At 58.3% G+C, this 15113-nt stretch carries 15 protein-coding genes; 13 read left to right on the forward strand and 2 right to left on the reverse strand.

The window, feature by feature from the left end; genetic code table 11:
• The first annotated feature begins 53 nt into the window (after positions 1-53).
• From livK to ugpQ, 10 genes are all read left to right on the forward strand, one after another.
• On the forward strand, positions 54-1163 hold the full coding sequence (gene livK, locus F0320_RS01260; protein WP_047653117.1) for a high-affinity branched-chain amino acid ABC transporter substrate-binding protein LivK: 1110 nt from the start codon (positions 54-56) through the stop codon (positions 1161-1163).
• Positions 1164-1209: 46 nt separating this feature from the next.
• The gene (livH, locus tag F0320_RS01265) at positions 1210-2136 is read left to right on the forward strand and encodes a high-affinity branched-chain amino acid ABC transporter permease LivH (protein WP_013099131.1); all 927 of its coding nucleotides are present in this window, start codon (positions 1210-1212) and stop codon (positions 2134-2136) included.
• Positions 2133-3410, forward strand: coding sequence for a high-affinity branched-chain amino acid ABC transporter permease LivM (locus F0320_RS01270; protein ID WP_126331150.1), 1278 nt, complete (start codon positions 2133-2135; stop codon positions 3408-3410). The genes livH and F0320_RS01270 overlap by 4 nt, the downstream gene beginning before the upstream one ends.
• Complete coding sequence (gene livG, locus F0320_RS01275) at positions 3407-4174, forward strand: high-affinity branched-chain amino acid ABC transporter ATP-binding protein LivG (protein ID WP_023310024.1); 768 nt, start codon at positions 3407-3409, stop codon at positions 4172-4174. Before F0320_RS01270 ends, livG begins: the two co-directional genes overlap by 4 nt.
• A gap of 1 nt (position 4175) precedes the next feature.
• On the forward strand, positions 4176-4889 hold the full coding sequence (gene livF / locus F0320_RS01280) for a high-affinity branched-chain amino acid ABC transporter ATP-binding protein LivF (protein WP_008500102.1): 714 nt from the start codon (positions 4176-4178) through the stop codon (positions 4887-4889).
• A gap of 240 nt (positions 4890-5129) precedes the next feature.
• On the forward strand, positions 5130-6446 hold the full coding sequence (gene ugpB / locus F0320_RS01285; protein WP_059445326.1) for a sn-glycerol-3-phosphate ABC transporter substrate-binding protein UgpB: 1317 nt from the start codon (positions 5130-5132) through the stop codon (positions 6444-6446).
• A gap of 120 nt (positions 6447-6566) precedes the next feature.
• Positions 6567-7454, forward strand: a complete 888-nt coding sequence (gene ugpA / locus F0320_RS01290) for a sn-glycerol-3-phosphate ABC transporter permease UgpA (RefSeq protein WP_126331152.1) — start codon at positions 6567-6569, stop codon at positions 7452-7454.
• Entirely contained in the window at positions 7451-8296 is an 846-nt protein-coding gene (gene ugpE, locus F0320_RS01295) for a sn-glycerol-3-phosphate ABC transporter permease UgpE (protein WP_013099125.1), read from the forward strand. The genes ugpA and ugpE overlap by 4 nt, the downstream gene beginning before the upstream one ends.
• A gap of 1 nt (position 8297) precedes the next feature.
• The gene (locus tag F0320_RS01300) at positions 8298-9368 is read left to right on the forward strand and encodes a sn-glycerol-3-phosphate import ATP-binding protein UgpC (protein WP_126331154.1); all 1071 of its coding nucleotides are present in this window, start codon (positions 8298-8300) and stop codon (positions 9366-9368) included.
• Complete coding sequence (ugpQ, locus tag F0320_RS01305) at positions 9365-10111, forward strand: glycerophosphodiester phosphodiesterase (RefSeq protein ID WP_045888354.1); 747 nt, start codon at positions 9365-9367, stop codon at positions 10109-10111. Before F0320_RS01300 ends, ugpQ begins: the two co-directional genes overlap by 4 nt.
• On the opposite strand, the gene F0320_RS01310 is transcribed toward ugpQ, so the two are convergent.
• Entirely contained in the window at positions 10095-10472 is a 378-nt protein-coding gene (locus tag F0320_RS01310; RefSeq protein WP_032650582.1) for a DUF2756 family protein, read from the reverse strand. The genes ugpQ and F0320_RS01310 overlap by 17 nt on opposite strands.
• A gap of 123 nt (positions 10473-10595) precedes the next feature.
• Here F0320_RS01310 and ggt point away from each other — a divergent pair, with 123 nt between their 5' ends.
• The gene (ggt, locus tag F0320_RS01315; protein WP_185807274.1) at positions 10596-12341 is read left to right on the forward strand and encodes a gamma-glutamyltransferase; all 1746 of its coding nucleotides are present in this window, start codon (positions 10596-10598) and stop codon (positions 12339-12341) included.
• A 91-nt stretch (positions 12342-12432) separates the two neighbouring features.
• Here the strand turns inward: ggt and yhhY are convergent, their stop codons facing one another.
• Positions 12433-12921 (reverse strand): N-acetyltransferase, encoded by a 489-nt coding sequence (gene yhhY, locus F0320_RS01320; RefSeq protein ID WP_126331156.1) that lies wholly within the window; start codon positions 12919-12921, stop codon positions 12433-12435.
• A 256-nt stretch (positions 12922-13177) separates the two neighbouring features.
• On the opposite strand from yhhY, the gene F0320_RS01325 reads away from it, so the two are divergent.
• Positions 13178-14215 (forward strand): oxidoreductase, encoded by a 1038-nt coding sequence (locus F0320_RS01325; protein WP_126331158.1) that lies wholly within the window; start codon positions 13178-13180, stop codon positions 14213-14215.
• Positions 14216-14337: 122 nt separating this feature from the next.
• Entirely contained in the window at positions 14338-15033 is a 696-nt protein-coding gene (locus F0320_RS01330) for a pirin family protein (protein WP_003861565.1), read from the forward strand.
• Positions 15034-15113 lie beyond the last annotated feature (80 nt).

Here is a 15113-nt window from a genome sequence, read left to right on the forward strand (position 1 = left end):
TTAACCATAATAAAACAAAATATAAACACGACATCACGAATGGGGATTCAGAGATGAAAAGGAACGCGAAGACGTTAATCGCGGGGATGGTCGCACTGTCGATCTCGCATGCCGCCATGGCGGAGGACATTAAGGTTGCGGTAGTGGGCGCGATGTCCGGCCCTGTTGCCCAGTGGGGTGACATGGAGTTCAACGGCGCGCGCCAGGCCATCAAAGACATCAATGCTAAGGGCGGCATCAAAGGCGACAAGCTGGTAGGCGTGGAATATGACGACGCCTGCGATCCTAAACAGGCCGTCGCGGTCGCCAACAAAATCGTTAACGACGGTATTCAGTATGTGATCGGCCACCTGTGCTCATCCTCCACGCAGCCGGCGTCTGATATTTACGAAGACGAAGGCATTCTGATGATCACCCCGGGCGCAACTAACCCGGAGCTGACCCAGCGCGGCTACCAGCACATTATGCGTACCGCCGGTCTGGACTCCTCGCAGGGGCCAACCGCCGCCAAATACATTCTCGAGACCGTTAAGCCACAGCGCATTGCCATTATTCATGACAAACAGCAGTACGGCGAAGGCCTGGCGCGCTCCGTGCAGGACGGCCTGAAAAAAGGCGGCGCGAACATCGTCTTCTTCGACGGCATTACCGCCGGTGAGAAAGACTTCTCCGCGCTGATTGCTCGCCTGCAAAAAGAGAATATCGACTTCGTTTACTACGGTGGCTACTACCCGGAGATGGGCCAGATGCTGCGTCAGGCGCGCGCCACCGGTCTGAAGACCCAGTTTATGGGGCCAGAGGGCGTGGGCAATGCATCCCTGTCAAACATCGCGGGGGATTCTGCCGAAGGCATGCTGGTGACGATGCCAAAACGCTATGACCAGGATCCGGCCAACAAGGCTATCGTGGATGCGCTCAAGGCGCAGAAGAAAGATCCGAGTGGTCCGTACGTCTGGATCACCTACGCGGCCGTACAGTCTCTGGCCACCGCGCTGGAACGCTCCGGCAGCAAAGAACCGCTGGATCTGGTGAAAGATTTAAAAGCGCACGGGGCGAACACCGTGATTGGGCCGCTGAACTGGGATGAGAAAGGCGATCTGAAGGGATTTGAGTTTGGTGTCTTTAAGTGGCACGCCGACGGTTCATCCTCGGCCGCCAAATAATTATCCCACCGCCCGGCATGACGGGCGGGTATAAAAAGGTTTGCATATGTCCGAGCAGTTTCTCTATTTCCTGCAGCAGATGTTTAACGGCGTCACGCTGGGAAGCACCTACGCGCTGATTGCCATCGGCTATACGATGGTTTACGGCATTATCGGCATGATCAACTTCGCCCACGGCGAGGTGTACATGATCGGTAGCTACGTCTCCTTTATGATTATCGCCGCGCTGATGATGATGGGCATCGACAGCAGCTGGCTGCTGGTCGCCGCCGGGTTTGTCGGCGCGATTGTGATTGCCAGCGCCTACGGCTGGAGCATCGAGCGCGTGGCCTACCGGCCGGTGCGCAGCTCCAAGCGCCTGATTGCGCTGATCTCCGCGATCGGTATGTCCATTTTCCTGCAAAACTACGTCAGCCTGACCGAAGGCTCGCGCGACGTGGCGCTGCCAAGCCTGTTTAACGGCCAGTGGATCGTGGGGGCCAGCGAAAACTTCTCTGCCTCTATCACCACCATGCAGCTGGTTATCTGGGTCGTGACCTTTATTGCGATGCTCGCCCTGACGCTGTTCATCCGCTACTCGCGTATGGGACGCGCCTGCCGCGCGTGCGCAGAAGACCTGAAGATGGCGAGCCTGCTCGGCATTAACACCGACCGCGTGATTGCCCTGACCTTCGTCATTGGCGCAGCGATGGCGGCGGTGGCGGGCGTGCTGCTCGGCCAGTTCTACGGCGTGATCAACCCGTACATCGGCTTTATGGCCGGGATGAAAGCCTTCACCGCGGCGGTACTGGGCGGTATCGGCAGTATTCCGGGCGCGATGATTGGCGGCCTGATCCTGGGCGTGGCGGAAGCGCTCTCCTCGGCGTATCTGAGCACGGAATATAAAGATGTGGTGTCGTTTGCACTGCTGATTCTGGTTCTGCTGGTGATGCCTACCGGTATTCTGGGTCGTCCGGAGGTAGAGAAAGTATGAAACCGATGCATTTTGCAATGGCGCTGCTCTCTGCCGCCATGTTCTTCGTGCTGGCGGGCGTCTTTATGGGCGTCCAGTTAGGTCTGGACGGCACGAAGCTGGTGGTGGATACCGCCCCCGACATCCGCTGGCAGTGGGTGTTTATCGGCACGGCCGTGGTGTTTCTGTTCCAGCTGCTGCGTCCGCTGTTCCAGAAGACGCTGAAAAACGTCTCCGGACCGAAGTTCGTCCTGCCGGCAATCGACGGGTCTACCGTTAAGCAGAAGCTGTTCCTCGCGGCGCTGCTGGTGGCCGCCGTGGCGTGGCCGTTTGTGGTGTCTCGCGGCACCGTGGATATCGCCACTCTGACCATGATCTACGTGATTCTCGGCCTCGGTCTGAACGTGGTCGTGGGGCTCTCGGGCCTGCTGGTGCTGGGCTACGGCGGCTTCTACGCCATCGGAGCTTACACTTTCGCGCTGCTGAACCACTATTACGGTCTCGGCTTCTGGACCTGCCTGCCGCTGGCGGGGCTGGTTTCAGCCGCCGCAGGCTTTCTGCTCGGCTTCCCGGTGCTGCGCCTGCGCGGTGACTACCTGGCGATTGTGACCTTAGGCTTCGGTGAAATCGTCCGTATCCTGCTGCTGAACAACACCGAAGTGACCGGCGGCCCGAACGGCATCAGCCAGATCCCGAAACCGACCTTCTTCGGACTGGAATTTAGCCGTACCGCCCGCGAAGGCGGCTGGGATACCTTCAGCAACTTCTTCGGCGTGAAGTATGACCCGTCCGACCGCGTGATCTGGCTCTATCTGGTGGCGCTGCTGCTGGTGGTGATTACCCTGTTTGTGATCAACCGTCTGCTGCGCATGCCGCTGGGCCGCGCGTGGGAAGCGCTGCGTGAAGATGAGATCGCCTGCCGCTCTCTGGGCCTGAACCCGACCCGCATCAAGCTGACCGCGTTTACCATCAGCGCCGCATTTGCCGGTTTCGCCGGAACGCTGTTTGCCGCGCGTCAGGGCTTCGTTAGCCCGGAATCGTTCACCTTTGCCGAATCCGCCTTTGTGCTGGCGATTGTGGTGCTGGGCGGGATGGGCTCGCAGTTCGCCGTTATCCTCGCGGCTATCCTGCTGGTGGTCTCGCGCGAGCTGATGCGCGACTTTAACGAATACAGCATGCTGATGCTGGGTGGTTTGATGGTGCTGATGATGATCTGGCGTCCGCAGGGTCTGCTGCCGATGACCCGTCCACAGCTGAAGCTGAAACGCACTCAGGCGAAAGGAGAGCAGGCATGAGTCAGCCATTATTATCCGTTAACGGCTTGATGATGCGTTTTGGCGGCCTGCTGGCGGTCAACAACGTGAATCTGGATCTGCACAAGAAAGAGATTGTCTCCCTGATTGGCCCGAACGGCGCGGGGAAAACCACGGTCTTTAACTGTCTGACCGGCTTCTACAAGCCGACGGGCGGCACCATCATGCTGCGCGATCAGCACCTGGAAGGGCTGCCGGGCCAGCAGATCGCCCGCATGGGCGTGGTGCGTACCTTCCAGCACGTGCGTCTGTTCCGCGAGATGACGGTAATTGAGAACCTGCTGGTGGCCCAGCATCAGCAGTTGAAAACCGGGCTGTTCTCCGGCCTGCTGAAAACCCCGGCCTTCCGCCGCGCCCAGGATGAAGCGCTTGACCGCGCGGCGACCTGGCTCGACCGAATTGGCCTGCTGCAGCACGCCAACCGTCAGGCGAGCAACCTGGCCTACGGCGACCAGCGTCGCCTGGAGATCGTGCGCTGCATGGTGACGCAGCCGGAAATCCTGATGCTCGACGAACCGGCGGCAGGGCTCAACCCGAAAGAGACCAAAGAGCTGGACGAGCTGATCGCCGAGCTGCGCGACAGTCACGACACCACCATCCTGCTGATTGAGCACGACATGAAGCTGGTGATGGGCATTTCGGACCGTATCTACGTGGTAAACCAGGGCACACCGCTGGCAAACGGCACGCCGGAAGAGATCCGCAACAACCCGGACGTGATCCGCGCATACCTTGGTGAGGCATAAGATGGAAAAAGCGATGTTAACGTTCGACAAGGTCAACGCGCACTACGGCAAGATCCAGGCGCTGCACGACGTCAGCCTGCACATCAATCAGGGTGAAATCGTCACCCTGATTGGCGCCAACGGCGCGGGCAAAACCACGCTGCTCGGCACCCTGTGCGGCGACCCGCGCGCCACCAGCGGGCGGATTGTGTTCGATGGTAAAGACATTACCGACTGGCAGACCGCCAGAATCATGCGCGAGGCGGTGGCGATTGTTCCGGAAGGGCGCCGCGTCTTCTCCCGCATGACGGTGGAAGAGAACCTGGCGATGGGCGGGTTCTTCGCCCATCGCGATGAATACCAGACCCGCATCAAGTGGGTGTACGAACTCTTCCCGCGCCTGTGGGAGCGCCGCATTCAGCGTGCGGGCACCATGTCCGGCGGTGAACAGCAGATGCTGGCGATTGGCCGCGCGCTGATGAGCCAGCCGCGCCTGCTGCTGCTGGATGAACCGTCGCTCGGTCTGGCGCCGATCATCATCCAGCAGATATTCGACACTATCGAGCAGCTGCGCAAAGAGGGGATGACCATCTTCCTCGTTGAGCAGAACGCCAACCAGGCGCTGAAGCTCGCTGACCGTGGCTACGTGCTGGAGAACGGCCGCGTGGTGCTGGAGGATACCGGCGACGCGCTGCTGGCGAACGAAGCGGTGCGGAGCGCGTATTTGGGCGGATAGGTAAAAGCAAAAAGGCAACGCAAGTTGCCTTTTTTAATGTTTTCTCCCTCTCCCCGTGGGTGAGGGCACCAGACAGCACCCAAACCAACCTCCCCCTTCACACAACCATCATCCCCCTGACGCCTGGCTGTCACTTATCTGTAAACAAACAGTTATTTTTCTGTAATTCGAGCATGTCATGTTACCTCGCGAGCATAAAACGCGTGATATCGCGCATCCGGCACAATAAGAGAGATGACAATGACATCGTTACGACACACAGCTTTGGGTCTGGCACTGGGTCTGGCTTTTGCGACGAACGCAATGGCTGTCACCACCATTCCGTTCTGGCATTCCATGGAAGGGGAGTTGGGTAAAGAAGTTGACTCCCTGGCGCAGCGTTTCAACGACGCCCATCCGGATTACAAAATTGTGCCGGTGTACAAAGGCAATTACGAGCAGAGCCTGAGCGCGGGTATCGCCGCCTTCCGTACCGGCAACGCGCCTGCGCTGTTGCAGGTTTATGAAGTGGGTACCGCCACCATGATGGCTTCCAAAGCCATCAAGCCGGTCTATGAAGTGTTCAAAGAAGCGGGCATCAACTTCGATGAGTCGCAGTTCGTGCCGACCGTAGCGGGTTACTACACCGATTCCAAAACCGGCCACCTGCTGTCCCAGCCGTTTAACAGCTCCACGCCTGTGCTGTACTACAACAAAGACGCCTTCAAAAAAGCCGGTTTAGACCCGGAGCAGCCGCCAAAAACCTGGCAGGACCTGGCGGAGTACACCGCGAAGCTGAAAGCGGCGGGGATGAAGTGCGGCTACGCCAGCGGCTGGCAGGGCTGGATCCAGATTGAAAACTTCAGCGCCTGGCACGGCCTGCCGGTTGCGACCAAAAACAACGGCTTCGACGGTACCGACGCGGTGCTGGAGTTCAACAAGCCGGAACAGGTGAAGCACATCGCGCTGCTTGCCGATCTTAACAAGAAGGGCGACTTCAGCTACTTCGGACGTAAAGACGAATCCACCGAGAAATTCTACAACGGCGACTGCGCCATTACCACTGCCTCGTCCGGCTCGCTGGCGGATATCCGCCACTACGCCAAATTCAACTACGGCGTGGGCATGATGCCATACGACGCTGACGTGAAGGGTGCGCCGCAGAACGCCATCATCGGCGGGGCGAGCCTGTGGGTGATGCAGGGTAAAGACAAGGGCACCTACAAAGGCGTAGCCGAGTTCCTCGACTTCCTGGCCAAGCCTGAAAACGCCGCCGAATGGCACCAGAAGACCGGCTACCTGCCGATCACCAAAGCCGCGTACGACCTGACCCGCGAGCAGGGCTTCTACAGCAAGAACCCAGGGGCGGACATCGCGACGCGTCAGATGCTGAACAAGCCGCCGTTGCCGTTCACCAAAGGCCTGCGCCTGGGCAACATGCCGCAGATCCGCACCATCGTGGATGAAGAGCTGGAAAGCGTGTGGACCGGGAAGAAAACGCCACAGCAGGCGCTGGATTCTGCGGTAGAGCGCGGCAATCAACTGCTGCGCCGCTTTGAGCAGTCGACCAAATCGTAAAAAAATGCCCGGTGACGCGCAGCGTTCCGGGCTTACGGATTAATGCGGCCTGATGCCCTCACCCCAACCCTCTCCCACAGGGAGAGGGAGAAAACCGAAATCGCCAGGAACCAAATCTCAATGTCATCATCCCGTCCGGTGTTCCGTTCCCGCTGGCTTCCGTACCTGTTGGTCGCGCCGCAGCTGGTCATCACCGTTATCTTCTTTATCTGGCCTGCGGGCGAAGCGCTGTGGTACTCGGTACAAAGCGTCGACCCGTTCGGGCTTTCCAGCCAGTTTGTTGGTCTGGACAACTTTACCGCGCTGTTTCATGACAGCTACTACCTGGATTCCTTCTGGACGACGATGAAGTTCAGCGCGCTGGTCACCGTCAGCGGCCTTGTCGCCTCGCTGTTTTTCGCCGCGCTGGTGGACTACGTGGTGCGCGGCAGCCGTATTTATCAAACCCTGATGCTGCTGCCTTACGCCGTGGCTCCCGCTGTCGCCGCCGTGCTGTGGATCTTCCTGTTTAACCCGGGGCGCGGGTTGGTTACCCACTTCCTGGCAGAGTTCGGCTACGACTGGAACCATGCCCAGAACAGCGGTCAGGCGATGTTCCTGGTGGTGTTCGCCTCGGTGTGGAAGCAGATCAGCTACAACTTCCTGTTCTTCTTTGCCGCGCTGCAGTCCATTCCGCGCTCGCTGGTGGAAGCCGCGGCAATTGACGGCGCAGGGCCCATTCGTCGTTTCTTCAGGCTGTCGCTGCCGCTGATCGCCCCAGTGAGTTTCTTCCTGCTGGTGGTTAACCTCGTGTACGCCTTCTTCGATACCTTCCCGGTGATCGACGCGGCGACCGCAGGCGGCCCGGTGCAGGCGACCACGACGCTTATCTATAAGATCTATCGCGAAGGCTTTGCGGGGCTGGATCTCTCCGCCTCTGCCGCGCAGTCCGTCGTGCTGATGTTCCTCGTCATCATCCTCACGGTGGTGCAGTTCCGCTATGTTGAAAGTAAGGTGCGCTACCAATGATTGAGAACCGTCGCGGGCTGACGATTTTCAGCCATACCATGCTGATTTTAGGGATCATCGTCATCCTGTTTCCGCTGTACGTGGCGTTTGTCGCCGCCACGCTGGACACCAAAGCGGTGTTCGACACGCCGATGACGCTGATCCCAGGCACGCATCTTTTCGAGAACATGAAAACCATCTGGACCCAGGGCGTGGGCGCCAACAGCGCGCCGTTCTGGCTGATGATGCTCAACAGCTTCATCATGGCGTTCGGCATTACGGTCGGCAAAATCACGGTGTCGATGCTCTCGGCCTTCGCCATCGTCTGGTTCCGTTTTCCGCTGCGCAACCTGTTTTTCTGGATGATTTTTATCACCCTGATGCTGCCGGTTGAGGTGCGTATATTCCCGACGGTGGAGGTGATTGCCAACCTGAAGATGCTCGACAGCTACGCGGGCTTAACCCTGCCGCTGATGGCCTCGGCGACCGCCACCTTCCTGTTCCGCCAGTTCTTTATGACCCTGCCGGACGAGCTGATTGAAGCGGCGCGTATCGACGGCGCGTCGCCGATGCGCTTCTTCCGCGACATCGTGCTGCCGCTGTCGAAAACCAACCTTGCAGCGCTGTTTGTGATCACCTTTATCTACGGCTGGAACCAGTACCTGTGGCCGCTGCTGATTATTCAGGACGTTAACCTCGGCACCGCCGTGGCGGGCATCAAAGGCATGATCGCCACCGGCGAAGGCACCACCCTCTGGAACCAGGTGATGGCGGCGATGCTGCTCACCCTTATCCCACCCGTAGTTATTGTTTTAGCCATGCAGCGCGCGTTTGTCCGCGGCCTGGTCGATAGCGAGAAATAAGATGGCAGGTTTAAAACTTCAGGCAGTAACCAAAAGCTGGGACGGCAAAACCCAGGTGATTCAGCCGCTCACGCTCGACGTGGCGGACGGGGAATTCATCGTGATGGTCGGCCCGTCCGGCTGCGGCAAATCCACCCTGCTGCGCATGGTGGCGGGGCTGGAGCGCGTGACGTCGGGGGATATCTGGATTGACCGCCAGCGCGTCACCGAGATGGAGCCGAAAGACAGAGGCATTGCGATGGTGTTCCAGAACTACGCCCTCTATCCGCACATGAGCGTGGAAGAGAACATGGCCTGGGGGCTGAAAATCCGCGGCATGGGCAAAGGCCATATCGACGAGCGCGTAAAAGAAGCGGCGCGCATTCTGGAACTCGACGGCCTGCTGAAGCGCCGCCCGCGGGAGCTCTCCGGCGGCCAGCGCCAGCGCGTGGCGATGGGGCGCGCCATCGTGCGCGACCCGGCGGTATTCCTCTTCGACGAGCCGCTGTCTAACCTCGACGCCAAGCTGCGCGTGCAGATGCGTCTTGAGCTGCAGCAGCTGCACCGTCGTCTGAAAACAACCTCCCTGTACGTGACCCACGATCAGGTCGAAGCCATGACCCTCGCCCAGCGCGTGATGGTAATGAACAAAGGCATCGCCGAGCAGATTGGCACTCCGGTGGAAGTGTACGAGAAACCGGCCACCCGCTTTGTGGCGAGCTTTATCGGCAGCCCGGCAATGAACCTGCTGGAAGGGCGTATCAGCAGCGCGGGCACGCATTTTGAGCTGGAAAGCGGGATGGCGTTGCCGATCAACTGGTACTATCGTGGCTACGCCGGGCGTAAGATGACGCTCGGTATCCGCCCGGAACATATCGGTTTAGCCTCTCAGGCGGAAGGCGGCGTGCCGCTGGTGATGGACACGCTGGAGATGTTGGGTGCAGATAACCTGGCGCACGGGCGCTGGGGCGAACAAAAAATGGTGGTGCGCCTGGCACATCAGGAGCGCCCTAAAGCCGGCAGCACGCTGTGGCTGCACCTGCCGGAAAACCATCTGCACCTGTTTGACGGTGAAACAGGACAACGAGTATGAGCAACTGGCCTTATCCCCACGTCGTCGCCCACCGGGGCGGCGGTAAGCTGGCCCCGGAAAACACGCTGGCGGCGATTGACGTTGGCGCGCGCTACGGTCACACGATGATCGAGTTCGACGCCAAGCTGTCGAAAGATGGCGAAATTTTCCTGCTGCATGACGATAACCTCGAACGCACCAGCAACGGCTGGGGCGTGGCGGGCGAGCTGCCGTGGCGCGATCTGCTGAAGGTGGACGCCGGAAGCTGGTACAGCGGCGAGTTCAAAGGCGAACCGCTGCCGCTGCTGGCGGAAGTGGCAGACCGCTGTCGCCAGCACGGCATGATGGCCAATATCGAAATCAAACCGACCACCGGCACCGGGCCGCTGACGGGCAAAGTTATTGCCCTGGCCGCGCGCGAGCTGTGGGAAGGGATGACCGCACCGCTGCTGTCATCATTTGAAATCGATGCGCTGGAGGCCGCACAGGCGGCCGTGCCGGAGCTGCCGCGCGGGCTGCTGCTGGACGAGTGGCGCGAGGACTGGCGCGAGCTGACGACACGCTTAGCGTGTGTCTCTATCCATCTCAACCACAGGCTGCTGGATGAGGCGCGGGTGAAGATGCTGAAGGACGCGGGCCTGCATATTCTGGTCTACACGGTTAACAAACCCCAGCGCGCAGCCGAACTGCTGCGCTGGGGCGTGGACAGTATCTGTACCGATGCAATCGACCTGATCGGCCCGGACTTTAGTTCTGCGGATTAAGCATACTGCCATTCGACTGCGGCGGCAGCATGTGCTGCTGTCCGCTGCCTGACGACGTCATTCCCCCTAACATCCCGCCGTTTTTATTCGGCAGCGGCTGCTCGCGCACCTGACCCTGCTGAACGCGCTGGGTGTTGGCGTTCATCTGATTTTGCAGGCTTTGCTGCTGCATTTGGGTCTGCGTTTTAAGCTGCTGATTAAGCATCCCTTTCTGCTGCTGTTGCTGGCTCATCATCTCCGTCTGCATACGCTGCTGGCTCGGAATGACATAACCCTGCTGGTTCGGGTTGTTCATGGTGTTAAGCGGCTGTGCGAGCGCGGCAAACGGGATCAGCGCCGTAAGAATCAGTAAGCGTTTCATTGTCATTTCCTCCTTTTGAGGTCTCTCTTAAGTTTACCCTGATTTCACCATGACGATGATTTTTTAGGAGTTGTGAACCAGGCTTAAGCGGGGAATATGGATCCCTTCACCTGGAGAACAATAATGATGAAACCAACGTTTTTGCGCTGGGTCGCCATCGCCGCGCTGATGGCAGGCGGTACATTTAGCGTGGCGGCCAACCCGCCAGCGGCGCCTCCGGTCTCTTACGGCGTAGAGGAAGATGTTTTTCATCCCGTGCGGGCAACCCATGGCATGGTGGCGTCGGTGGATGCGCTGGCAACAAAAGTGGGCGTCGATATTCTCAGGCAGGGCGGTAACGCGGTGGATGCAGCGGTCGCCGTCGGCTATGCGCTGGCGGTAACGCATCCGCAGGCGGGGAACCTGGGCGGCGGCGGCTTTATGATGCTGCGTACAAAAGACGGCAAAACCACCGCCATCGATTTCCGCGAAATGGCGCCTTCTCAGGCGTCCCGCGATATGTTCCTCGACGATCAGGGTAACCCTGACAGCAAAAAATCCCTGACTTCGCACCTCGCCACCGGCACGCCGGGCACCGTTGCGGGCTTCTCGCTGGCGCTGGAAAAATACGGCACGATGCCGCTGAACAAGGTGGTGCAGCCTGCCATTAAACTGGCGCGGGACGGCTTTGTGGTGAACGATGCGCTGGCGGACGATCTTAAGACCTACGGCAGCGAAGTCATTCCCAATCATGAAAACAGCAAGGCCATCTTCTGGAAAGACGGCGAGCCGCTGAAGAAGGGCGATAAGCTGGTGCAGAAGAACCTCGCCAAAAGCCTGGAGCTGATTGCGGAGCACGGTCCCGACGCCTTCTACAAAGGGGCGATTGCCGACCAGATTGCCGAAGAGATGCAAAAGAATGGAGGGCTCATCACCAAAGCGGATCTGGCGGAATACAAGGCGGTGGAGCGCGAGCCGATTAGCGGCACCTATCGCGGATACGAGGTATTTTCCATGCCGCCTCCGTCCTCCGGTGGGATCCACATCGTGCAGATCCTCAACATTCTTGAAAACTTCGATATGCACAAGTTCGGCTTCGGCAGCGCGGACGCCATGCAGGTGATGGCGGAAGCGGAAAAACGCGCCTACGCCGACCGGTCGGAATATCTCGGCGATCCGGACTTCGTCAAGGTGCCGTGGCAGGCGCTGACCAACAAGGCGTATGCCAAATCCATTGCCGATCAGATTGACATCAACAAGGCCAAACCGTCGAGCGAGATCCGCCCCGGCAAGCTGGCGCCGTATGAAAGCAACCAGACCACCCACTTCTCGGTGGTGGATAAAGACGGTAACGCGGTGGCGGTGACGTACACGCTCAACACCACTTTCGGCACCGGGATTGTGGCGGGCAACAGCGGCATTCTGCTGAACAACGAGATGGATGACTTCTCTGCCAAGCCGGGCGTGCCGAACGTCTACGGGCTGGTGGGCGGCGATGCGAATGCCGTCGGGCCGAAGAAGCGTCCGCTATCGTCCATGTCGCCCACCATTGTCGTGAAAGACGGAAAAACCTGGCTGGTAACCGGGAGCCCTGGCGGCAGCCGTATTATCACTACCGTGCTGCAGATGGTTGTGAACAGCATCGACTTTGGGATGAACGTCGCCGAAGCGACCAACGCTCCGCGTTTCCATCACCAGTGGCTGCCGGACGAGCTGCGCGTGGAGAAGGGCTTTAGCCCGGACACCATCAAGCTGCTTGAACAGCGCGGGCAGAAGGTGGCGGTGAAGGAGGCGATGGGCAGCACCCAGAGCATTATGGTTGGGCCAGACGGGGCGCTGTTTGGCGCGTCGGATCCGCGGTCGGTGGATGATTTGACGGCGGGGTATTAACGTGTTGTTGCCGGGTGGCGGCTTCGCCTTACCCGGCCTACGTTTATTATTCCCTCTTCCAGTGGGAGAGGGTTAGGGTGAGGGCAACAAACTACTTCATTCGCGCCATATAGTACGCATCCACATACTCGCCGTTGCGCAGGGCAAATTTCCTGCCGGTCCCTTCGATTTCAAAACCAAATTTTCGGTAAAGCGCGAGAGCGGAAGGGTTATCGGCAAACACCGTTAATTCAATCCGTTCAATACGCAGCCAGTTGTCGCACAGGTTGATCATCTCGCGCATGAGCGCGCTCCCGACGCCGCTTCCTTGAGCGTGCGCCGCAACGCTGATACCGAACGTTGCTACATGGCTGCGTCGCGGGCTGGCTTCCACCTGAAGCATCAGATCGCCGACGATTTGTTCATCAATGCAGGCAACCAGACGTCTTTGCCCTGGTTTTGTAATCAGACGTTCTTGCCAGTACTCAAGGGATGGATGAGGTAGCTGTAGCGTGTCGTGATACACCCCGGGATGCATGTAGTTCTGGCGTAAGGCTTCGGCATCTTTCGGTTCCGCGTGGCGTATCACTATCTCACTCATTCCTTATTCCTCAGTCAGTTAAATGTCCCTTCCAACATCAATGACTTTAAAATTTGAGTCAACCGCTATTTTTTGCAAAAAGTATTGGACAAGTGCGAATGAGAATGATTATTATTGCTCTGCATTCAGGAAGACCGCTACGGGAACCTGAAAGCACGACATTGCTCACATTGCTTCCAGTATTACTTTAGCCAGCTTTTAGCTGGCTTTTTTTTTGTTATGGTTAGACTCAGTAACCTTCCAAAAGGACTGAGCCATGACACTACATTGCGCATTTATTGGATTTGGTAAAAGTACGACCCGCTACCACCTGCCGTATGTTCTCAACCGTAAAGGCAGCTGGCATGTGGCCCATATCTATCGCCGCCGCGCGAAGCCGGAAGAGCAATCCCCGCAGTATTCTCATATCCATTTCACCAGCGATCTTGATGAAGTGCTTAACGACCCGCAGGTCAAACTGGTTGTTGTCTGCACCCATGCCGACAGCCATTTTGACTATGCGAAACGCGCGCTGGAAGCGGGTAAAAACGTGCTGGTGGAAAAACCGTTCACCCCGACCATCGCCGAAGCAAAAGAGCTGTTCGCGCTGGCGAAAAGTAAAGGCCTGACCGTTACGCCGTATCAGAACCGTCGCTTTGACAGCTGCTTCCTGACGGCGAAAAAAGCGATTGAAAGCGGCAGGCTGGGCGACATTGTGGAAATCGAAAGCCACTTCGATTACTACCGTCCGGTAGCGGAAACCCAGCCCGGACTGCCGCAGGACGGCTCGTTCTACGGTCTGGGGGTGCACACCATGGACCAGATCATCTCCCTGTTTGGCCGACCGGATCATGTCGCATACGACATCCGCAGCCTGCGTAACAAAGCTAACCCGGACGACACCTTTGAAGCGCAGCTGTTCTACGGCGACCTGAAAGCCATCGTCAAAACCAGCCATCTGGTGAAAATCGACTATCCGAAATTTATCGTTCACGGCACCCGAGGCTCGTTCATTAAATACGGCATCGACCAGCAGGAGACCAGCCTGAAGGCCAACATCATGCCGGGCGAGCCGGGCTTTGCGGCGGACGATTCCGTGGGCGTGCTGGAGTACGTAAACGATGAGGGCGTGACGGTCAGGGAAGAGCTGAAACCGGAAATTGGCGATTATGGCCGCGTCTACGATGCGCTGTATGAAACCCTCACATCCGGCACGGCGAATTACGTCAAGGAATCTGACGTTCTGACCAACCTGGAAATCCTCGAGCGGGCCTTCGAGCAGGCTTCTCCTGCCACGATAACCCTCGCGAAATAAGCAAAAACGGCTCCTCTGCGCTTATTCATAATTTTTGAACAGAGGAGTCAATTTTCACCCTCTATGATCCCAGGCCGTTTGCGTCCACACTTACTCCATCGAAACGAACTGAGGGTGAAACAATGATCTACTTACGCAAAGCAAACGAACGTGGTCACGCGAATCATGGCTGGCTGGACTCATGGCATTCATTCTCGTTTGCCGACTACTACGACCCGAACTTCATGGGCTTCTCCGCACTGCGCGTGATTAACGACGACGTGATTGATGCAGGCCAGGGCTTCGGCACCCACCCGCACAAAGACATGGAAATCCTGACCTATGTGCTGGAAGGGGCGGTGGAACACCAGGACAGCATGGGCAACAAAGAGCAGGTTCCGGCGGGCGAGTTCCAGATTATGAGCGCGGGTACCGGGGTGCGTCACTCCGAGTACAACCCGAGCAAAACGGAAAAACTGCACCTGTATCAAATCTGGATCATTCCAGAAGAAACCGGCATCACGCCGCGCTACGAGCAGCGCCGCTTCGACGCGAAACAGGGCAAACAACTGGTGCTGTCCCCGGATGCGCGTGAAGGTTCCCTGAAGGTGCATCAGGATATGGAGCTGTACCGCTGGGCGCTGGCGAAAGACGAACAGTCTGTGCACCAGATTGCCGCCAACCGCCGCGTCTGGATCCAGGTGGTGAAAGGTGAAGTGTCCATCAACGGCACCAAAGCGACAACCGCCGATGGCCTGGCCGTCTGGGATGAGCAGGCGCTCTCCGTGCATGCCGACAGCGAAAGTGAAATTCTGCTGTTTGACCTGCCGCCGGTGTAATAAATCATAAATAAATGCCCATCCTTCCCTTTGACAGGGGAAGGATGGGCTTTGTCCGTGATAAACTGAGCAAATCTCTC

Source organism: Enterobacter dykesii (genome assembly GCF_008364625.2).
GTDB lineage: Bacteria > Pseudomonadota > Gammaproteobacteria > Enterobacterales > Enterobacteriaceae > Enterobacter > Enterobacter dykesii.